Annotated in this window: 15 protein-coding genes; 9 read left to right on the top strand and 6 right to left on the bottom strand. The window is 33.2% G+C overall.

All coding sequences use genetic code 11. The annotated features are described in order from the left end of the window. Positions 1-52: 52 nt before the first annotated feature. The gene (gene uvrA / locus D1818_RS03240) at positions 53-2,899 is read right to left on the bottom strand and encodes an excinuclease ABC subunit UvrA (protein ID WP_118456364.1); all 2,847 of its coding nucleotides are present in this window, start codon (positions 2,897-2,899) and stop codon (positions 53-55) included. Positions 2,900-3,834: 935 nt separating this feature from the next. On the opposite strand from uvrA, the gene D1818_RS03235 reads away from it, so the two are divergent. From D1818_RS03235 to D1818_RS03220, 4 genes are all read left to right on the top strand, one after another. Then, positions 3,835-4,359 carry a hypothetical protein gene (locus D1818_RS03235; RefSeq protein ID WP_118456363.1) on the top strand — a complete coding sequence of 175 codons (525 nt, stop codon included), beginning with the start codon at positions 3,835-3,837 and terminating at the stop codon, positions 4,357-4,359. Next, positions 4,360-5,802 carry a DASS family sodium-coupled anion symporter gene (locus tag D1818_RS03230; RefSeq protein ID WP_118456362.1) on the top strand — a complete coding sequence of 481 codons (1,443 nt, stop codon included), beginning with the start codon at positions 4,360-4,362 and terminating at the stop codon, positions 5,800-5,802. Positions 5,803-5,820: 18 nt separating this feature from the next. Then, the gene (locus tag D1818_RS03225) at positions 5,821-6,411 is read left to right on the top strand and encodes a hypothetical protein (RefSeq protein ID WP_118456361.1); all 591 of its coding nucleotides are present in this window, start codon (positions 5,821-5,823) and stop codon (positions 6,409-6,411) included. Positions 6,412-6,596: 185 nt separating this feature from the next. Then, entirely contained in the window at positions 6,597-7,454 is an 858-nt protein-coding gene (locus D1818_RS03220) for a hypothetical protein (RefSeq protein WP_158596997.1), read from the top strand. A gap of 69 nt (positions 7,455-7,523) precedes the next feature. On the opposite strand, the gene D1818_RS03215 is transcribed toward D1818_RS03220, so the two are convergent. After that, positions 7,524-8,138: a hypothetical protein gene (locus tag D1818_RS03215; RefSeq protein ID WP_118456359.1), complete on the bottom strand. Its 615-nt coding sequence runs from the start codon at positions 8,136-8,138 to the stop codon at positions 7,524-7,526. Positions 8,139-8,286: 148 nt separating this feature from the next. Then, positions 8,287-9,357, bottom strand: a complete 1,071-nt coding sequence (aroB, locus tag D1818_RS03210; protein ID WP_118456358.1) for a 3-dehydroquinate synthase — start codon at positions 9,355-9,357, stop codon at positions 8,287-8,289. A 166-nt stretch (positions 9,358-9,523) separates the two neighbouring features. On the opposite strand from aroB, the gene D1818_RS03205 reads away from it, so the two are divergent. Next, positions 9,524-10,699: a proline dehydrogenase family protein gene (locus tag D1818_RS03205; RefSeq protein WP_118456357.1), complete on the top strand. Its 1,176-nt coding sequence runs from the start codon at positions 9,524-9,526 to the stop codon at positions 10,697-10,699. Positions 10,700-10,894: 195 nt separating this feature from the next. After that, a complete protein-coding gene (locus tag D1818_RS03200; RefSeq protein ID WP_118456356.1) occupies positions 10,895-11,275 on the top strand; it encodes a VOC family protein in 381 nt (126 codons plus the stop codon). 6 nt (positions 11,276-11,281) lie between these two features. Here the strand turns inward: D1818_RS03200 and D1818_RS03195 are convergent, their stop codons facing one another. Together D1818_RS03195 and D1818_RS03190 are read right to left on the bottom strand one after the other, a co-directional pair. After that, on the bottom strand, positions 11,282-13,543 hold the full coding sequence (locus tag D1818_RS03195) for a BamA/TamA family outer membrane protein (RefSeq protein ID WP_118456355.1): 2,262 nt from the start codon (positions 13,541-13,543) through the stop codon (positions 11,282-11,284). 2 nt (positions 13,544-13,545) lie between these two features. After that, positions 13,546-18,540 (bottom strand): translocation/assembly module TamB, encoded by a 4,995-nt coding sequence (locus tag D1818_RS03190; RefSeq protein WP_118456353.1) that lies wholly within the window; start codon positions 18,538-18,540, stop codon positions 13,546-13,548. Positions 18,541-18,769: 229 nt separating this feature from the next. On the opposite strand from D1818_RS03190, the gene D1818_RS03185 reads away from it, so the two are divergent. Next, the gene (locus D1818_RS03185; RefSeq protein WP_118456351.1) at positions 18,770-19,345 is read left to right on the top strand and encodes a pentapeptide repeat-containing protein; all 576 of its coding nucleotides are present in this window, start codon (positions 18,770-18,772) and stop codon (positions 19,343-19,345) included. 11 nt (positions 19,346-19,356) lie between these two features. Next, on the top strand, positions 19,357-20,133 hold the full coding sequence (gene speB, locus D1818_RS03180) for an agmatinase (protein ID WP_118456349.1): 777 nt from the start codon (positions 19,357-19,359) through the stop codon (positions 20,131-20,133). A 113-nt stretch (positions 20,134-20,246) separates the two neighbouring features. Here the strand turns inward: speB and D1818_RS25885 are convergent, their stop codons facing one another. Continuing rightward, positions 20,247-20,417 carry a hypothetical protein gene (locus tag D1818_RS25885; protein WP_158597004.1) on the bottom strand — a complete coding sequence of 57 codons (171 nt, stop codon included), beginning with the start codon at positions 20,415-20,417 and terminating at the stop codon, positions 20,247-20,249. 310 nt (positions 20,418-20,727) lie between these two features. On the opposite strand from D1818_RS25885, the gene D1818_RS03175 reads away from it, so the two are divergent. Beyond that, positions 20,728-22,413, top strand: a complete 1,686-nt coding sequence (locus D1818_RS03175; RefSeq protein ID WP_118456347.1) for an endonuclease/exonuclease/phosphatase family protein — start codon at positions 20,728-20,730, stop codon at positions 22,411-22,413. Positions 22,414-22,476: the final 63 nt, after the last annotated feature.

Below are 22,476 nucleotides of genomic sequence, written 5' to 3'. Positions count from 1 at the left end.
TTGTTATTTGTTTTTGTTTATTTATTCTAAAGTTGAAGAATATACTGAATCATTATTTTAGATTACTTACTTCTAACTCTTTCTTCAAAAATTTTGCGGTATAGCTTTTTTTATTTTTAATAATTTCTTCGGGAGTACCTTTGGCTACGACTTCTCCGCCATTTTTCCCTCCTTCATATCCTATATCTATAATGTAATCGGCCATTTTTACAACATCCAGATTATGTTCTATAATCAATACTGTATTTCCTTTGTTTACCAGTTCATTCAGTACTTCCATTAACACTCTGATATCTTCAAAATGAAGTCCGGTTGTCGGCTCGTCTAATATATAAAAAGTATTTCCGGTGTCTCTTTTTGATAATTCCGTAGCCAATTTAATACGTTGTGCTTCACCACCTGATAAGGTAGTGGATTGCTGGCCTAAGGTAATGTATCCCAAGCCAACACTCCTAATAGTTTTTAATTTTCTAAAGATTTTAGGAATTTGATCAAAAAACTCGCAAGACTCATTAATGGTCATTTCTAATACATCAGAAATAGATTTTCCTTTATATCGTATTTCTAAAGTTTCTCTGTTAAATCTTTTTCCTTGGCAAGTTTCGCATTCTACATAAACATCTGGTAAGAAATTCATTTCTATAACACGCAGACCGCCTCCTTTACATGTTTCACATCTCCCGCCGGTAACATTAAAACTAAAACGTCCTGGTTTATACCCACGGATCATGGCTTCTGGTGTTTTAGAAAACAATGTTCTGATTTCAGAAAATACTCCTGTATATGTCGCGGGATTAGATCGTGGTGTACGACCAATTGGTGATTGATTAATGTCGATTACCTTATCCGCGTGCTCTAAACCTTTAATTTTTTTATAAGGCATTGGTTTTTTAACACCATTAAAATAATAAGCATTAAGAATAGGGTAGAGTGTTTCATTAATCAGTGTAGACTTACCACTACCAGAAACTCCGGTAACAGCCACCATTTTACCTAAAGGAATATCGATGGAAACGTTTTTTAGATTATTTCCTGTAGCTCCTGTTAAAGAAATCTTTTTACCATTTCCTTTTCTTCTTTTTGCAGGGACTTCTATTTGTTTTTTACCACTCAGATAATCAGCAGTTAACGTATCGTGATTTCTTAAATCTTCTGGAGTACCTTCGCTGATGATTTCACCACCATGCTTACCCGCTCTGGGACCAATATCAATCACATGATCTGCTCGTTCGATCATATCTTTATCATGCTCCACCACGATAACAGAATTACCAATATCCCTTAACTGAACCAAAGAATTAATCAGTTTTTCGTTATCACGCTGATGTAATCCAATGCTCGGTTCATCTAGGATATACAATACCCCAACCAATTGAGAACCTATCTGCGTTGCTAAACGAATACGTTGTGCTTCTCCACCAGAAAGTGATTTACTACTTCTGTTTAGAGACAAATATGTTAATCCTACATCAATTAGGAATTGTAATCGGGTATTGATTTCTTTAAGAATCTCTCCAGAAATTTGTTTTTGTTTTTCATTAAGTAGATCCGGAAGATTAATAAACCAATCTGCCAGCTCGCTAATATCCATATTAGCTAGATCCGCAATATTTTTTTCACCAACTTTAAAATACAAGGATTCTTTGCGTAGTCTAGATCCATTACATTCAGGACATTGAATATTATCCATAAAATCCTTAGCCCATCTGCGTAGAGAAGTAGAATCGTTATTGGTATAGGTATTATCTATAAAAGTGGCAATACCTTCAAAATCAATTTTATATTCTCTGGTAACTCCTAATGTTTTACTATCTATAGTAAATTTCTCCTTTCCTCCATAAAGAATAACTTCCATTGCTTCTTCAGGAATCTTTTTGATTGGATCACTCAGTTTAAAATCAAAGCGTTGTGCGATTAATTCTAATTGCTTAAAAATCCAGTTATTCTTTTGTGGGCCTTGTGGAACTAAACCACCACTTTTGATGGATTTAGAATCATCAGGAATAATCTTTTTAGTATTTACTTCATATAGATTCCCAATCCCATTACATTTAGGACAGGCACCTTTTGGCGAGTTAAATGAAAAGTTGTTGGGTTCAGGATTTGGATATGAAATTCCGCTTGAAGGGCACATTAAATTTCTACTAAAAAATCGTGCTTCCTGTGACTCCTGTTCAATCACCATCAATACATCATCACCGTGATACATGGCGGTATTGATAGTTTCCATCAAACGTTTAGAATTATCTTTGTCGTCACTAACTGCAAGACGGTCAATAACAATCTCTATATCGTGCATTTTGTAACGATCCAACTTCATTCCTTTGGTGATATCTTTGATTTCACCATCGGTGCGTACTTTTACAAAACCTTGTTTCGCTATTTGCTCAAAAAGTTCGCGATAATGTCCCTTTCTGGATCTTACAATAGGAGCGAGGATGTTAATTCTTTTTCCGTTAAAATCCTGAAAAATTAAGTCTTTGATCTGCTCATCGCTATAACTAACCATTTTTTCGCCTGTGTTATAACTATAGGCGTCACTTCCACGAGCAAACAAAAGTCTTAAGAAATCATAGATCTCTGTAATGGTTCCTACGGTACTTCTAGGGCTTTTACTGGTTGTTTTTTGTTCTATAGCAATTACAGGAGAGAGCCCATCGATTTTATCTACATCAGGGCGCTCCAGACTGCCTAGAAATTGTCTGGCATAGGCAGAGAATGTTTCTATATACCTACGCTGTCCTTCTGCATAAATAGTATCAAAAGCCAGTGATGATTTACCAGAGCCCGAAAGTCCGGTAATTACTACTAATTTTTCGCGAGGTATTGTGACATCAATGTTCTTAAGATTATGAACTCTTGCCCCTAAAACCTCTATATTTTCATCTGATATCGCCATAAATTTTAACCAAGATTGCAAATGTAGTTATTTGATAGCTCTTAGTAAAATGGGGTTGGCTTTTACAATTGTTAAATAGCTGTTATAATTTTGGGAATTAGGGTGAACCGGACTTCGACTTCGCGGCTGCTGAGTTTATCGAAGTACAGTCCTCGAATGAGTCTGCTACGAAAATATAAGATACTACCGAAGGGTGAGGCTCTCGAACCCTGATTCCAGTTGTACCGGACTTCGAGTGCCTCAGCCCTCGAATGAGTCCGCTACGAAAATATAAGATACTACCGAAGGGTGAGGCTCTCGAACCCTGAGTACACGTAGTAACAAATACCTTATATAACACACATAATAGTATAAACACATAAATATCAAATCAATGACGGGTTATATTTATACATTAGAATGTAGTGATGGTTTTTTCTCCCCAAAAACCTTCTATTTTAACCTTTTTTATTTTTTTCATTTAAGTTTATTTTCAAATTACTTTCAAAAATTGTGTCACTACCAACTTAGCAATATATCCCATTTATAATTAATACAGCCACGTTTCCGCAACCATAAATTCTCTCTTTTATTCTTTTTCTACTAAACTACCACAAGCAAAAACCAATCCCTTACGGAAAACCACAATGGCTGTAAGTTTAGATACAATAACGAGATACCACTACATGAATATGAAGTAGTCGATTGTGTGTTGTTTACGTTATGAAAGTAGGTTTGACGACCTTACTTTCAGGGGATGCTTACCTTTATACCGAAGGGTGAGGCTCTCGAACCCTGATTCTAGGTCAACCGGACTTCGAGAGCCTCAGCCCTCAGGTATACGAAACCCGAATATAGGGAAATTTCCTCAATTACATTTTTTGTAATAGATTTTCTGCTGCATCATATCGGTTAAATCCTCGTACTTTTATATTTTAGCTTAAAAACAAATACCAATGATATTAGGAATAGGCTCCAGAATAAAACATCCAACATATGGATTGGGTGTAGTTACGAATATAACCGCAAAAATGTATTGGGTAACTTTTATAGAAAATGGATTAGAAACCATTGATGTAGACGAAGATTTTGAGGTGATCGATGGAGTAGAGGATGAAGTGGATACTGTAAGTTTCTATGAAGTAGAAAAAACCTTTAGAGAGTTACTAAAGCGCTACAGCGATATATCCGAGATTGTTCCCATTGCTGATAAATGGAAAGGAGGTAAGATCATACTAGAACCGGGCGATACGAATCTTGCTTCTAAAGAAATTCCGATTGATACATTCTTTCATAAAATAGTGATGGTAAGAGACCGCATCCGTGTGATGGAACAAAAGATCAATAGTTCTAAGGTGATTGATGATCAGGATAAGGTAGATCTACAACAATACATTACCCGTATGTATGGTAGTTTAACTACATTTAATGTGTTATTCAATAATAAATCTCAACAATTTACAGGAAGTAGTAAAAAGTAAATGACAACATATCCGCTAATTAAAAAGATTGGATTAATTGCAGGCCCCATATTATTTTTGGTGTTGATCAATCTTCCTATCGTATTAGTTTCTGAAGTTGCGGATAAAGTAATTTCGGTGGCTATATGGATGATCGTTTGGTGGATTACAGAAGCGGTTTCTATATCAGTAACGGCTTTGATACCGCTGATTTTATTTCCGCTGGTGGGAGTTTTGGATCTCAAAACGGTTTCTCAAAGCTATGGGAGTCCAATCGTATTTCTATTTTTTGGTGGATTTGTAATGGCGTTGGCGTTGGAAAAAGTAAATCTCCATAAGCGCATAGCTTTATCTATTATAAAAATAACAGGAACCAGTCCGGATCGGGTGATTCTAGGTTTTATGATTGCTACTGCTTTTATGAGTATGTGGATTAGTAATACAGCTTGTACCGTGGTGATGTTGCCAATTGCGTTGTCTGTGATACAATTGTTAGTAGATGATGAGGATGGTTTTACTAAGAATGATCGAAACTTTGCTCTGAGTATTATGCTTGGTATTGCTTTTGCTGCTAATGTGGGAGGCGTAGCAACAATTATTGGAACACCGCCAAACTCTGTATTGGTGGGGTTTTTGGAAAATGAATATCAAATAGAAATCTCTTTTCTTAATTGGATGTTACTGGCATTGCCTTTTTCTGTATTAATGATCGGAATTATTTATTTTGTGATCGTAAAATGGATATACCCCAATCGGATTGAGAGTTTTGCCGCATCCAAAGATGTGATTGATCAGGAATTAAAAAAGCTTGGTAAAGTAAAGAAAACGGAACGCAGAGTACTTACTATTTTTTGTGTAGTCATATTTTTATGGATTTCCAGAACTACGATTAATGGTTTTTTTCCTGATCTTAAATTATCAGATACAGGGATTAGTATGATGGGAGCCTTTGCTTTGTTTGTGATTCCATTTAAATTAAATAAAGGAGAGTTTACGTTGATTTGGAAAGATACTCAGAAATTACCTTGGGGAATCCTTATTCTTTTTGGTGGAGGATTAGCGTTAGCAAGTGGTTTGTCTCACGCAGGATTGATAGAATTGGTAGCTAATATGATCGCAGCTAATCAAGGGTTAAGCTTGCTAGTAGTGACGCTATTGCTGATTGTTTTTATGCTCTTTATGACAGAGTTAATGAGTAATGTAGCATTAGTAGCAATTTTTGTTCCTGTAGTGGCAGGAATCGCTATAGGATTGGATATACCAATGCTACATTTATTAATACCCGTAACCATGGCGGCTAGTTGTGCATTTATGCTACCAATGGCCACACCACCGAATGCGATTGTATTTGCCAGTGGTTATGTTAAGGTATCCGAAATGGTAAAAGCTGGGTTAGTTCTAAATATCATCTCTGTGATATTACTAGTCCTGTTGTTTAAGTTTTATGTGTCTTTGTTATTCTAAATAGTAATAGGAGTTAGTATGCTTAGAAATGTATTTTTTGTTTTAATCATCTTTTTTGGTATTAATCAATCTGAAGTATATAGTCAAAAAAATGGCGTTGTTTTAATTTTTAAAGATGGTACTCGATTAAAGGGTTTAGGAAAAAAACTTTCTAATGGCACAATGAAGTATAGAAAGAACAAAAAAGAAAAAGCTCGTTTTATTGATTTAAAAGATGTTGAAAAGATTAAGATTTACAAGAAAGATGGAGTTTATTTTAGAGCATATAAAAAAATTAAAGGAACATCAAAGTACAAATACCTGGAATTAATAGAAGAAGGAAAATTAACTATTTATAGAAAATTTAAACCGGTTTACTTACCTACAGATCGTAATGGGCAACCTCTTTATTTTTTTGAAAAGAATTTGGTTGATTATTATGTACAAAGAGAAGGAGAGGAAGAGGTTACTCCTCTAATATCAAGTGGGTTTTTTAGTGTTAATTTTAAAAAAGTTGCTTTAGATTATTTTAGTGATTGTGAAGAGCTTATTGATAAAATCAAACAAGAAGAACTTACAAAAGATGATTTTAGTTTGATCGTAGATTTCTATAATTATGAATGCGAATAATTGGCTTTTTTTTGTAGTAATTCTAGTGCGCTTTCTCATTTAATAATTTAAACAATTATTTTTAAGTACCCCTGTTTACAGTGTTTAGGAAAACCAAAGTATTAGGGTATTATAATACTGTAAAATACCTTTTATTTGAGGAAGTATTAAGAGCCAACATACATCATTTATATAATAGTTATAATATGAGTACGTCATTCAAAATATCCATACCCAAACCTTGTCGTGAGAATTGGGATACCATGACTCCAAATGAGCAGGGGCGTTTTTGTACCTCTTGTTCTAAAACAGTGATTGATTTTACAGAAAAATCAATTCCAGTAATCAAAGATTTCCTTATTCAGAATCATGAAAAGCAGGTTTGTGGTAGGTTTACGAATGCATCTATAGATAATTTGATTGTATCAATTCCTGAAGAGGTAATACAAAGAGATTATTCATTTAGACAACTGTTTCTATTGGTTCTGCTTATTACTATGGGAACTACCCTTTTTAGTTGTAGTGATTCTAATGGAACTTCTAAGAAAATTAGTGCGGTAGAAATAATTGCGACCGATACAATTCAACAGAAAGCTATTAAAGCAGATTCAACTATTAAAGTATGTGAAGGAAAAAAGCAAGTTGAACAAGATGTTTCTATTGTTTCTAAAACAGGAAAAGATAGTTTAAGGCAAAAAGTACCGATACCGACAAGACGCATTATGGGGGAACCAGAAGTTATTATGGGAGGTATGAGTATTGATCATATTGACGATGTTAAATATGATTCTGAAGTTATGGTTCCGTATATATCAAAAAGTGATTTTAAGAATAAATTGATTTTGGTATCGCAAAAGAAACTATCCGCTAAAGATTTTGAATCTTATTTAGGAGGAAACTTAAATTTATTAATTATTGTCAATAGGAAAAGGACAACATTTCTAGAGTTTTGTAAGAAAATAGAAGGTAAAGAAATTAAATTCAAAGAAATTGAAATCAGTAGAAATGGCAATAATGTAATAAGAAATATAGTCTTAATATATAAAAAGACTTCCATTTTTTAACTAGAATATAGTATGAAATAAAGAGTTATGAGCATTTGACTTAATGCTATGTACTAACTACTAACTCATCTATTCGTTCCAAGCCCTCACGTTACTTATCGGAATTCCAATACCTAATGCTTTATGTTTCTGAGAAAGGTAAGCGCCACTTTCTGTAGTCGTCCAACCTTGCCAAGTCGCTTCGATACCACCAATTGGAATTAAAGAAACCCACATCTGATAGCTTTTAGGTAGATAGTTTTCGTCTACTTTCCATAAATATGAATCACCAGGTGTTGTGCCTCCTGAGCTGTATGTAACCAGTAGACCTTTAGATCCATCTTCTAGATCCACTACTTTTCTGGAAACTCCTGTATCAAATAATTTATGCGGAGCTACTAACCAGAAAGAATCATTATTAAAATACGACAAGGCTTTTTCTAATAACTTCTCCTTTTCAGGGGTGTCTAAATCTATATTATCTACGGTAATGGTACTGTTTTTAGGATGCAGAAGATCTAGATTTGCTTTGTAATCTTCCCAGGTTACTTCGACCTTTCCGGATTTTTTATTCCAGAGATAATTGTTTTTATTACGAAAGGTCCACTGTATATAATCCGTATTTACAAATTTATCATGTTGTATTGCTTTTTGGATTTGTAAAGCAAAATTATCGGCTTCTGTTCCAGATATTCCTTCTGGCATTTTTTTGTGTAATGAAAAATACAGAATTGCTACCAAAAAGATGACAATTACTAATAAACTGGTGAAAAATATTTTGAGTAGTTTAAAGAGTCGTTTTTTCAAGATGTAGTGCTTTAATTAGGTTTAAAGATATTAAATCAAAGCCAAACTAAAGCGAAGTATAATACTCAAAAGCATCCATAATCAAATCATCAGGAACAATACAGTTATATTTTGCTTCACCGATGGAAGTAAGTAATACAAAATAGATGTTTCCTTTTTCATTCTTCTTATCGTGCACCAATAATTCCATAATAGTCTTATAATCATTAGGATCAATGTCGACTTTTGGGAATGTAGCTAGGATTACTTTGCTGATTATAATTAGTTCTTCTTCTTTTAGCGATAATTGTGCGGCAGAAATAAACCCTTCCAAAATCATTCCTATAGCAATCGCCTCGCCATGTAGTAATTCTGGTTTTTCTGGATGTGTTAGGTAAAAAGACTCAATAGCATGACCTAGCGTATGACCGAAGTTCAGGTATTTTCTGATGTTTTGCTCCGTAGGATCTTCAAAAACAATTTTATTTTTAATGACCACAGAATCATAAATTAATTGATCCAGATCATCAGTAGTCAGTTTAGATAGGTCACTCATTTTTTCCCAATATCCTCTATCTTGGATCAATCCGTGCTTTAGCATTTCTGCAAAACCACTGCACATTTGATTGACCGGTAGGGTTCCCAAAAATTCAGTATCAACCAGTACCATTTCGGATTCACTGATCACACCTACCATGTTTTTTAAGTTACCAAGATCTACACCCGTTTTTCCACCAACAGAAGCATCCACCATCGCTAATAAAGAAGTAGGGACATTGATGTAACTAATACCACGTTTATAGGTACAGGCAATAAAACCACCTAGATCGGTTACAACGCCACCACCAAGATTGATGAGCAAACTTTTTCTGTCTGCTCCATATTCTGCCAGTACACTCCAGATACTACTGCAGGTATCGATATTTTTATTAATTTCTCCTGGTTCTACTTCTAGAACTTCAATCTCATATTCTTTTTCTATTTTACTCATAAAATGAGCATAACAGTTTTCATAGGTATTGCTATCTACTAGAATAAAAATTTTAGAATGATTAGCTTTTTCTAGATAAGCATTAAGAGCGGTATAACATTCTTCGTTAAAATATACGATAGAATCTTTAGAAACAATAGGCTTCATAAAAGGTGTTTTAACAGGCGGTGAAATTAAGCAGAATTTGTAATAAAATAAACTTCCAAGTTCTATATTTGTAGATATCTTAAAACAAATAGGTAGTAGGTGATAAAACTATCATTATTTTAGTGAATTTACCATAATTGTTACGAATCTTTAAAATTTGAGCTTAATGAAGGAACATACTTTGTTTGATAATACAGAAACTGCTTTTACTTTAAAAAGTGATTCTGAACTCGAAAGAGCATATTTTCTTTTTAAAATGATCGCCAATGAACCTCTTGTTCGTATTGGTACTGCGGTTACTAATTTTGCATTAAAAGCGCATTTGCCAGTTCAGGGTTTGATTAGAGCAACGGTTTTTGACCATTTTTGTGGAGGTGTGGATGAAGAGGATTGCTTGCAAGTAGTAGATAAAATGTATGCCAAAGGTCGAGTTTCTTCTGTGTTAGATTATTCCGTAGAAGGCAAAGAAGAAGAAGAACAATTTGATCACGTATTACATAAAATAATGAAAATTCTGGACTTTGTTGATCAAAAAGAAGCAATTCCTTTTGCGGTTTTTAAACCAACTGGTTTTGGAAGATTTTTGCTTTGGCAAAAGAAAACAGAAGGAATACCATTATCTAGTGATGAGGAAAAAGAATGGAGCAGGATAGAGGATCGTTTTGATCAAGTATGTAAAAAGGCCTATGAATGTGATGTTCCTTTATTGATCGATGGAGAGGAAAGCTGGATGCAGGATGCCGCTGATGAGTTGGTAGCTAAAATGATGGCAAAATATAATAAAGAGAAAGCAATTGTATATAACACACTACAGCTGTATAGACACGACAGATTTGAATACCTAAAGAAATTACAACAGCAAGCTAAGGAGTCAGGTTTTAAGATCGGAATGAAGATCGTGCGAGGCGCGTATATGGAAAAAGAAAATGATCGCGCGGAAGAAAAAGGATACCCAACACCAATTTGCGAAAGTAAAGCAGCTACAGATCTTAATTTTAATACTACTCTGGAGTATATATTACAAAACCTGGATGATATTTCTGTATTTATAGGAACTCATAATGAAGAGAGCTGTTATAAAGCGATCGAATTGATGAGAAAACAACAAGTAATTAAGAGTGATCATAGAGTGTGGTTAGGACAATTATATGGAATGAGTGATCACATAAGTTTTAATCTCGCGGCAGAAGGCTATAATGTAGCGAAATACCTTCCTTTTGGTCCTGTGAAGGATGTTATGCCTTATCTGATACGTAGAGCAGAAGAAAATACTTCGGTAGCTGGTCAAACTACGAGAGAACTAGATTTATTATCTAAGGAAAGAAGAAGAAGAAAGTTGTAATTCTTTGATGTACGAATTAAGAATTACGAGTTTCGAATAATGTTGTAAGTTACAGTGAACTGTCATTCTAGCGTAGGCTGGAATCCATAAAGCGCTGAATTAAATGAAATTTTGGTTTTTGAACTGTAAATCTTAGTTATTGAGTAATACTGAACCCCGTTCTACAACGTGATGACAATGTAAAAGAAATAAGCAATGAACCTAAATCAAATTACTGTCCCTTCTATAGATGTTGCACAATCTATTTCTTTCTATGAGAAACTAGGTTTGCGATTGATTGTAAAAGCGTTGCCTCATTATGCACGTTTCGAATGTAAAGAAGGAGATGCTACTTTTTCTATTCATCAGGTTGAAGAATTGCCAGAAGGTGATGGTGTTTATGTATATTTTGAAACCACACAATTAGATCAGGAAGTAGAACGATTAATTGAAGATGGAGTGGATTTTGATCAATTGCCAATCGATCAAAGCTGGTTGTGGAGAGAAGCAAGGCTTAAAGATCCTGATGGAAATCAAATCATTTTGTATTTTGCTGGAGACAATAGAAAGAATCCACCTTGGAGGATTCAAGAATAATTTGGATTAGAAAGGATATCCTATTGCAAAATTTAATATAGGGTTAGCAATATCAAAATTAAAACTTTGTTCTTCCTCTGAAGGATCATTTAATGGAGCCGCCAGATCAAATCGGATTACAAAATTTTGGATATCTACCCGCAAGCCAACACCTGCTCCAATACCTAATTCGTTTAGAAAGTTTGATGAAAATTTACCTCCGGATAGTGCATCATTTTCTTTCATTAGCCATACATTTCCTGCATCTGCAAAAACAGCACCTTTTAGATAAGGAATTATAGGAAATCTGTATTCTAAATTCGCCTCTAATCGGATGTCCCCTGATCTATCAAAAAAGGATCCGGAATCTTGATCATTAGGTCTATAGGTTCCGGGGCCAAGTGATCGTATTCTAAAAGCTCTTACACTAAAAGGTCCTCCTGCGAAATATTGTTTCGAAAAAGGTAATGTAGTAGAATTACCATACGCTAATCCCCATCCACCGAATAAACGAGCTACCAGTTTTTGATCGTTCCCTAAACTAAAATGATATCTAAAATCTATATCAGCTTTAACGTATTGTGCGTATTCTAAGCCCAAAAATGAACCAGATTCTGTTTCTTCTTCACTTTTGCCAAAAAGGCTAATAGTGTTTCCTGCAATATCAAAATTGGCATTAAAATAAATAGCATTACTAATAGAACTATCATTAAGCTCATTATATGTAAACGAGTAGGTGAGTCCTGCTATAAACTGTTGATCAAAACTACTTTTTAAGAAAGGATTTTCATCTAGGATATCTTCAAATTCTTGTGTCGTGTTAGAAAGATTTACATAGTTAATACTTATTGGATTCAGTTCATGATTCACAAAACGATTGGCGTTCCAGCTATATCCGAAGCTGGCATTTACTGAATTTAGGCTGTATAATTTGCTTCTGTTAAGATATTCGAATCCTGTGCTAATTATTGTCTTAGGAACAGCATATTTGAATCGATCCATAATCCGGATAGGAAATAACAACCTCGGAAATATAAGGTCCGATTTCAATCCAATTTGTGTACTGCTAAGACCTTGATTTTCTGATCCTGATAATTGAGTTTCGTATCCTAGAGATGCCGTTATATTTAAAGTTTCTCCTCCACTGAAAAGGTTTCTGTTAGCGTATGTGAGTAGAAGGTTAGGTCCTGTGAAATTATTTGATTTAGAAACAGCTTGTAATTCTGCTCTGATAGCTCGTTTGTTTAAGGGGGATAAATATATATTAGCTGTTAAATCACCCGTTCCGACACCATTCGTACCAGTATCAAGAACATTATATTCAATGTTTACAAATTTATAGGTTCCAATAGATGATAAACGATTACTAGTCCTTTTAGAAATAGTGGGGTTGTATAATTGTCCTTTTTCAAATAGAATGTAGGGTTCCAGTCTTTTGGGTTTGAAATATTCTTTATTCTGAATAAAATTAATATCAGAGTATGTCACAGTATCCTTAACAATACTATCTGTTTCTATAGAATAGTTTGGAAAAACATTGATTTTATTAATTTTATATGGCACCAAAGATTTTTCGGGCACTTCTTTTTTTAATCTTAAAAACAAATCAAAACGTTTATTTTTATATTGATTAGTATCTGCTTCAAAAATCAAGAAATCAGCATTGAAGTTGTAATATCCTTTTGATTTTAACGATTTATCAATTCGTTCTCTTTCTAACTCAAACAGAGCAAGATCAAAACGATCTTCTTTTTTAATTGGGCTGCTAGCTACTAATGCTTTAATATCTTTACCAATAGGATACTTTATAGAATCTAGTTGATAGGTTTGTAATAGATATGGTTTTTTAATTTCTGCAGTATACTTTATAAATGATTTGATAGTATCAGTAGTAACTTCTGAATCGATATAACTTCTGAAAAAACCTCTATTTTCTAATCGATTGCCAATTAATTCGGTCACTTTTGATATATCCACATCAGAAAGATAGACGGGTTTTTCTCCGAAATTTTTAAATAAGAATTTATTGATAAATCCTGGATTTTCTTTTTGATTTTTGTAGTACGCATACAATCCGAGTTTGATACCTAAAATTTTAGTATTTGGTTTTGGTCGCAAAACTAATTCTAACTGTTCTTCAATAGCTTTAAGATTCTTGATCTCTTCTTCAGATTGTAGTGTAATGGATGCACCGGTATATAGAACTTCATCTTCAGGAATAAACCTTTTTACTCCGCAGGAATATAAAAGAATGATCGAGACGATTATATATAGTATATTCTTATTCAATTTTAATTTTTCTTTTTGTTTGTAGTTTTTTGATTGTCAATTTCTTTTGCCACAGATTTAGAAAACAACTCTTTAAATTTGTTAAATTCTCTGTTGAAAATTAGTGCGATTCCTGTGACAACTAATTGACCGTCAATTACACTTTCGAACTCATTTTTTCTAAAACCTTTGAGACGATATCTACCGTTTTTCGATAATAGATATTCTAAACTTACATTGCCGATTACAGGAGTACTTTCTTCACTATTTTGACTGCTACCTTCGATATCTACATCACTTCCTACTTGCACGATCAATCTGTCGTTAAATAATCGTTTTTGTGCACTAATTTCTAATTGAGTTCTATTTTGAGCAGAATCTCCTTGATAATCTGTAAAACTATTAAGACCAAATCCTAACTCTATTCCGGTATCCCCGATCAATTTATCTGAAAAGTTATTGAGTTGCCCTGATAATACTTTATTTACATTGTCTCTGGCAATAGAAACCGCACCTCCGTTGCTACCGTCACTTCCGGATTGAGGAAAAAATCTATTTAAGACTAAAAGTGAAAAAACTTGCTTATTTAGTTCTTCTTCTTGATTATTAAGTTGTTGTACTTGTCCATAAACTTCTCCTCCTAAGGATCCTTGTTCTTCTTCTGGCATGTCTAGTTGAAAAGAAATTGCTGGTTCTAGGAGCTCTCCATCTACATTGAGATATACCAGAAACGGAAGTTTTTGTCTAAACTGATTTACCACCCCAGCGGATTCTCCGGATGTTTTAGCAGACATTAAAGAAGAGGCAGACGTTTCTACTTCATAAATAGCAGTTACATCTAATTTAGCATCTAATGGATCACCGAGCCAGGTGATAGAACCGCCAGGTGCAATTTTAAATCGCCTTTTTACAATATTATATAAACTAACTTCATAATGTCCATCGCTTATATCATAGCGTCCAGATAAGGTTGTTCTGCCGTTTGGTTCCATACCAAATTTGAATTCACCTTTACCTGAAATCTGGAAGTTGTCCTTGCTACGTTCATCAATGATTATTTTAAAAACAGATCCTTTATCAATTTTTAATCTAGTATTAACATCATACCCTCTTAATAAGGCAGTAGAGAATTGATCTTCTTCTACACGGGTAATAATGGCATCAGGATTTTCTCGGTTGACAAAAACGACTATTCCTTCTCTTTCTTTTATATCGAGTTCGGATTCTGGAATTATTAAGGTAAAATCTGATCCCTCATCTATGGCCAGATTACCTCTAATTTTTGGAACATTTAGGTCACCATTAATATCTAAATCTGCGGTTATTTTTACTTTACCATAAAACAGATCATTATCCTCTCTGGTAGCATTTAATATTTGAAAGTTTTTAGTTTGCAATTTTAAATCAAAAGTAGGGTTATTAAGAGTTTCTGTTTCTATTTTTCCATTAAGAGAAAATGTGTTTTTATTTTCATCAGCAATCGTGAAATCATTTAAAAATAATCCTGAATTATCTATTTGAATATTTTCTTCTGCTAATGTAAACCTAGTGTTTAGTGCATTAACTAATAAACTGGTTTTTTCGAAATGAAATATTCCATCATACTCAGGATCTTGAGTAGTTCCCGTAATCTTAGCGTTTCCTGTAATTTTACCTCTGGTATCAGAAATTTGATCATCTATAAATTTTTCTACAACCTTTATATTTAATTCTTCTAGATTGAAATCCAGGTTTATATTGGCTCCCTTATCAGAAGCTTTGTAATCTCCATCTAGACGTAGTTTAGCATTTTCACCATTTAGTTTCAATGCTAAATCATAATTTTTGAAACTTTTTGATGTAGCATTTAATGTAAGATCGCCCAAGGGGATTTCTGTAACTTCTAAATTATCAATGGCTATATCTGCAATCAACCCTGTTTCATCAAATGGCTTTTCGATAGTCAATTCTCCATTAACCAAACCATTCGCTAGTATTTCATCATTACTTAAAATAGAAGTAAAAGTTGATAGATAAAATTGTTGGAATTCAATATTGATATGCTCTTTGTCAATTGCAGGATCATTAGAGCTGATCTTTAATCGCTGTTGGTTTTGTGATAATTGAAAATCTCTAAAAGAAAGGTAGTTTTTCGCTATGGTGATTTGATTATTTTCGGAAATAGACCAAGGATTTTTATCAAAAATTACAGATGCTGGATTTATACGATAATATAGGGTATCATTTTTAAGACGTAACTCAGATCGTAGTCGGGCGATCTCATCAGTTTCATTATTTGTACCGAAATCAAGTAATAAAGTTTGATCTTTTAATACTCCATCTATAGAAGTTTTATTTACGTGTATAGGATCGGATAAAATATTCTTCCACCCAAGTGAAAAGTTTAAGTCCTTTCTGTCTCCATTAATCGTAAGATTTAGGCTATCTATACTACTGTTATCATACTGTATAGAAGGAACTTTAATACTGGCAGTAAGCTTTTCTTTCTCCTCTATAAAGTTTATAATAGCTGTGATAGAGTCCATTTTTTTAATTCCAGGAAGAAAAACATCACTAAGTATAGGCTTTTCTCTTAAGGTAACCTGCATTTTCATAGCTAGCGGTTTTCTAATGGTATCTCTTACCACAGATGCAGAAATATAGCTTTTCAACTGAGACTGTATAGAAGAAGTTATTTTACTAATGTTAGCATCTGCGGATAAATTTGCTTCTAAAAATCTACTATGTACAGATGCCTTTGTTTGTAACTCATTACTAGATGCACTGATGTTAATATCATTAACAGAATAAGGTTCATTTTCTTTTACAACTAAAGCATCAGTGACATTAGAGGTGAATGTAAAATTATCTGTATTTCCTTCAAAATCTATAAATAGTTTAAGCTGCGTTTTTATAAGTTCTTGAGTGATTCCCAAACCATTTAGATCTGCACCTTTTACATTTACTAATCCATTAATTTTGGGAGATACAGAGTCTAGTTCAACCTTGGTATCTATTAATAAATTTAAATTATCATCTTTGAATTGAGCATTGATGTTACCTTTTCCCTTAGTAATTTGCCCATCCAATTCCAGATTGGAAAAATCATATTTATTGTAGGTTAATTGATCAAAATCAGAGATAAATGTTGCATTCAAAGTGTTAAGTGAAGTTCCTGAACCAGAAACTTTTGCTGATATAGAAATGGATCCTAATTGTTCATTGTTTAATAGTTTTTGTAGTTGAAACTTAGATGTCTCCAGGTTTCCATCAATAGAGATGGTATTTTTGTTCTTGTAGTTACCCTTTATTGAGATAGAGCCCATAGATGAATTTAAGGAGGCATTACCTTTTATATTTTCAAGAGAACCGTCTAGTTGACCAATAATAGAAGTCTTTTTCGGTATGGTTATCCCCAATTCTGATTCATTTATAAAGTTCTTTATATCATCACGTATTGTACTGGTATTATAATACAGACTATCAATAAAAAGCTCTTTTTCGGTAAGAAGGTTTTTTATTCCTCCTTTCAATTTAATTTTAGTATATGCTCCCCAGTTCAAATTAGTTTCTTCGGTATGTAGGTTTGAAATTTTTCCATCGAGTTGTAAGGAACCTGTAATGTTTTTCTGAGCTAAAGAATCTATATAAGGATTATTAGCTATATCTGGTTGTAAATAATAAGAATCTTTAAGGCTAACATTTATAGTATTTAAATTGATATTCATTATTATTTTTTCCGGAGTATTGATCAATTCAGTAAGCGAATTATAATTTAGATTAATACCACCTTTTATAGTACTCTCATTAGTTTTGATTACTAAATCATTAAGAGCAAGTCCTGAAGTATTATTTATGCGAATACTAGAAGACAGGTTGTGTAATATAAATCCACTTCTATCACGAAAAGATAGCTTGTTTAGGTCTACATTAGCTGTTTCTTGAATTAATTTTAAATCACTGGCTTTCAGTGTTAAAGATTTTAGTGCAATATGATTAGGATTAAACCCTGAAGTGTTTTTAATATTAGGATTGGCTATATATTGTATGTAATTATTTTGTAAGGATAGCAGATCAGCTTTCATTTTTATTTTAGGCCATTGAAAAGTAATAGGAGCTTTAGAGACAGTATCATTTACTCTTTTATTTAGATCTGTATATGAAATTTTTGAATTATTGAGTGTTAAAACGTCGATTTGAAAATCTTGTTTCTCCAGATCCAAAGTACCAGATTCGATTATTAACTCGCTCAAATCTGAAATCAATGTGTTTTTTTCGGGTATTGACTTATAATTAGTTTTTACATCTTGAATTTTAAGAGCATTAATTTTTATAACAGGCAGCGGATCGTCACTGGTGATAGTATCTGATATGATTGGTTTCGTTTGATTATAATTGATAATTGAATTCGTGAATTCTAATTCATCGATTTCAAAAAACATCGACTCTAAGTCAAAATCTTCTACCGCTACTTCTAGAGTACCTAGGTTGAAACTACTATCGATTCCCGAATTTTCGTCTAGAAAAATAACATCAAAATCGCTTAACGCAATATTTCCAATTTTTATAGGAACAGTTTGTGTGGAATCTTTTGGTTGTGATATGGAATCATTATTGGATGTAAAAGCCTCGACTATAAAATTAAAGTTAAACGAAGCAGTTTCCTGTGTTTTGACAATATTTGCTTTCACACCAGTCCAGTCTAAAGACTTAAGATGGTATCTTTTTCCTCTAATCAGTGGCATTAGTGCTATAGAAGCCTCTAATTTTTTAGAAAATAGCAGTGTGTCTTGCTTTTGATCTTCTATGTAAACATCTTCTAAAAGAATATTTCCAGAAAATGTAATGTAGGCTTTGTCGATATTGACAACAGTTCCGGTTTTATCCGATATGTAAGAGACTAATTTATCTACAATAATGTCTTGACCCCATTGACTTCTTATAAATAGAATTAAAAGAATAAATATAAAGAGGATGCTAGTAGCTATTTTGGATAGTAGTTTTAACCATCGATATTTTTTCTTCTTTTTTTTGTTCACAGGAAAAGTATACTATTGTTTGTGTGTTTCAGGACAAATGTACATTGTTAAAAGTTAACCTCTTTTGAATTTTATCTTAATATGATCTTAATGATATCGATTGGTTTAAAAGTTTTATCATATAAGTTAGAAAGAGGCTTCAAATTAATTGGTAAAGCTTATAAAAATAGTAGAAAGAGTCTTTTACATTGAAAGTAATTATTTAAATTTAAACTTACAATAATAATACATGAACGATCATCCAATCATCGAGGAAAATTTCCAAGATAAAAACTTTTCCAGTCAAAAATTACCAAATGTAGAGTACGATAATTGTAGTTTTACTAATTGTAATTTTACGGAGGCAGACATATCTGTAATAACATTTTTAGAATGCACATTTACAGATTGTAACTTTACAAAGGTAATGATGAAGCAAACAGCGTTTAGAGACGAATGTATTTTTGAAAACTGTAAGTTATTAGGAGCAGATTTTAGTAGTTGTAATAACTTTATGTTTTCTATAGCTTTTAAAGGTTGTAAACTTGATTATGCTTCTTTTTATGGGTTTCAACTAAAAAACACAAGATTTGTTGATTGTAAACTTGTTGAAGCCGATTTTACGGATGCTATAGTAACTGGATCCAGTTTTGAAAATTGTGATTTAAGTAATGCTGTTTTTGAACAAACCAATGCAGAAAAAGTAGACTTTAGTACAGCAGTGAATTTTGATATAGATCCTACTCGAAATAAGCTAAAGAAAGCTAAGTTCTCTGAAGCTGGACTCATTGGTTTATTGAGGAAGTATGATTTGGTTTTAAAATAGAAATAATCAAGATGAAAAAAATTGCTATACAAGGGATACAGTTTGATGATAAATCTTCATTTCAAAAAGGTCCAAAACTAGCACCTCCTATTATTAGAGAAACTTTACAATGTGGATCTCTTAATTTGTGTGCAGAAAATGGAACTAGTATTGAAACTCCTAGTATAGTAGATAAAGGTGATTTTGAAATAAAGGAGTACTTTGATATTGAAAAAATCACAAAAAAACATTTAGATTCCTACAAAAAGATTTTTACGTTAGGAGGGGATCACTCTATTATATTCCCTATTATTAAGGCATATCAGGATACATACAAGAAATTTGATATTTTACAGATTGATGCGCATTCAGATCTGTATCATGAGTATGAAGGTGATCCATATTCTCATGCCTGTCCTTTTGCAAGAATTATGGAAAACGGATTTGCTGCCAGGTTAGTACAAGTTGGTATTAGAACATTGAATCCCCATCAAGCAGCTCAAGCAAAAAAATTTAATGTAGAGATTCATCAGATGAATGAATATGATCTGTCATTGATACCAAAATTTGAAAATCCATTATATATTTCTTTGGATATGGATGGGTTTGATCCTGCTTTTGCTCCGGGAGTGTCGCATCATGAACCTGGAGGATTATCTTCACGACAAGTGATTGATTTAATACAAAGTATAGAAACTGAAGTTATTGGAGCGGATATTGTAGAATATAATCCTACTAGGGATTTTCAAAATATGACAGCCTTTTTAGCAGCAAAAATGATGAAGGAAATATTGGTGAAAATGATGTAAAATGTATGTTTTCTTACTATTTATAACACATTTTAATTTTTCAATAGCCTCCATAATCTCTTCTTTATTTAGAGCTGTAAATCCATTCGAATTCTACAACTAGCGGAATTATCTCAGAAAAGAAATATGTTGTCTAAGATCATTTGCTTTATGTGATTCGTATAAATAACTACTTGTTGTTTATATTCTTTTCTGTCTTTGGTAAATATTTGTAGCTGATAGTACGTGCTATCGATTAATGCAAAAATAATTTCTGTAGGTTCCTGTATGTTTGTATTCTGGATAAAGCCATTATTTCAAGTGTCAAGAAATAATGTGTGTAGAAAATTTCTAACGTTAGTTTAACTATAGTGTAAACTTTTCTTAATTGAATGCTTGTTCTATCTATTTTTTCTTCAATGTAGATTTGTTACTGAGAAAACAGAAGTTGTTTAGTTGATGACCTAGATGATTTCCTTGTTCTAGAGAATTAGTTATTAAGGCATAAGCAGGAAATTTTACTAGCGATATGGCTGTGGTACGATCTTTAAAAAATATTTCACTTCCGCATAACAGAAGCACTGTTATGTTTATAACCAACCTAAGTATAGTAAAATGAAAAACAAAAAAAAGTTCCTGTTATGCAGCTTAATAGCATGCTGTTTCTTTAGCGTTATTGAAGCGCAAACAAGTATAAAGGTAATGACCTTTAATAAATTATTTACGACGAGCAACAGTTCTGTATTGAATGTTGTCAGATCTTCCGGTGCTGATGTTATTGGTATTCAGGAATCGTATGGAGCTGCACGAAGTATAGCGAACTCTTTAGGATTTTATTATCATAATATCAGTAGTAGTGAAGCTGTCGTTTCTCGTTATCCTATTACGTCTACCAATGCTTCTGGTGTTCAGATTACGCTACCAAATGGCTTAGAGGTTTATGTTTTTAATGCACATTTAACGTCTTATCCATATCAGCCTTATGACATTCGAGATGGGAGTATTAGAACAGAATCACAAGCGATTAGTTCAGCTAATAACACACGTTCTTCTGAAATGAGCAGGATTATAAATACGATCCAAAGCTGGGTACCTTCGGAATCACCTGTTTTTTTTACTGGTGATTTCAATGAACCAAGTCATTTAGATTGGACCCAGCGGGCAGCTAATGCAGGAATACATGCAATGAAGGTAGCTTGGCCTACCAGTAAACAAGCCACTGCTATTAATATGAAAGATTCTTGGCGTTCTGTATACCCAAATGAAGTTTCAAGGCCTGGTAATACCTGGACTCCAAATCAATCATCTAACGAAGTGTATGACCGAATCGATATCATTTACCATCGAGGAAATGATATTACGGCTACAGAAGCGGTACGATTTGGCCCTGTTGCTGATGAAGCAGAAGTACAATTTAGTGGTTACACTAGCGATCATCGTGCAGCCATGGTGACATATAGTTTGCCAGAAACTGATAATAATGATGGTGATGTGAGTTATGGTGATAATCTACTTCTACAGGGTAGTGCAGAACAAAGTAATCTTAGTTCCTGGACTCAAGTATCAGGTAGTCAAAAAAGTATTCAGGGTGGACGAAATGGGTATCCAAGTGCTCAGCGTGGTAACTATATCTTTTGGTTTGGTAATTCTAGTACAGGAGAAGTTTATCAGGAGATAGCTGTGGGACAATATGCAGACAATATAGACGCAGGTAAGCAATCCTTCTTGTTTAATGGTTTTGTAAGATCGTATAGTGGTCAAGATAGAAGTAGAAGCAAAGTAGAGTATAGGGATAATAACGATAACGTGTTAGCAGTTTTTGATAGTAATTGGAGAAATAATAGCGGCAATTGGGAACAAATAAATGATGTGAGATTTGCTCCTTTTGGAACACGTAAGATTAGAGTAGTTTTATTGAGTCAGCGCAATAGTGGTAGGTCGAATGATGGTTATTTTGATGATGTAAGTCTTAAAACAGGAACAAGTACTAGTCGCATCCTTACTGCTTCGACTAAAAGAAAGGGTTATCAAACAGTGGATAGAACGGATTTATTGGAAACCAATCGTGTATTCCAGGTTTGGCCTAATCCTGTAATAAATAATATCAATTTTTCTATTAAAGAAAAAATGAATGGAGAAATAATGATTATTGATATGATAGGTAGAATTAAGAAAAAAGTAAGTGTAAATAGTAGTGCGGATTTCAGTATTTCGACTGCTGGTTTTTCTCAAGGACTCTATATACTTCAGTTTAGGGATAAAAAAGACAATGTGTATACAGAACGTATTTCAATAAAGTAATTATTAAATTATAAAGAAGAACTTTTAATGAGGCTGTCTGAAAAGTATCGTATTCCTGTCAAA

The sequence above is a fragment of the Aquimarina sp. BL5 genome, assembly GCF_003443675.1.
In the GTDB taxonomy this organism is placed as follows: Bacteria; Bacteroidota; Bacteroidia; order Flavobacteriales; family Flavobacteriaceae; genus Aquimarina.
The sequence above is the reverse complement of the archived record's forward strand: the minus strand, read 5'-3'. Positions and strand labels throughout refer to the sequence as shown.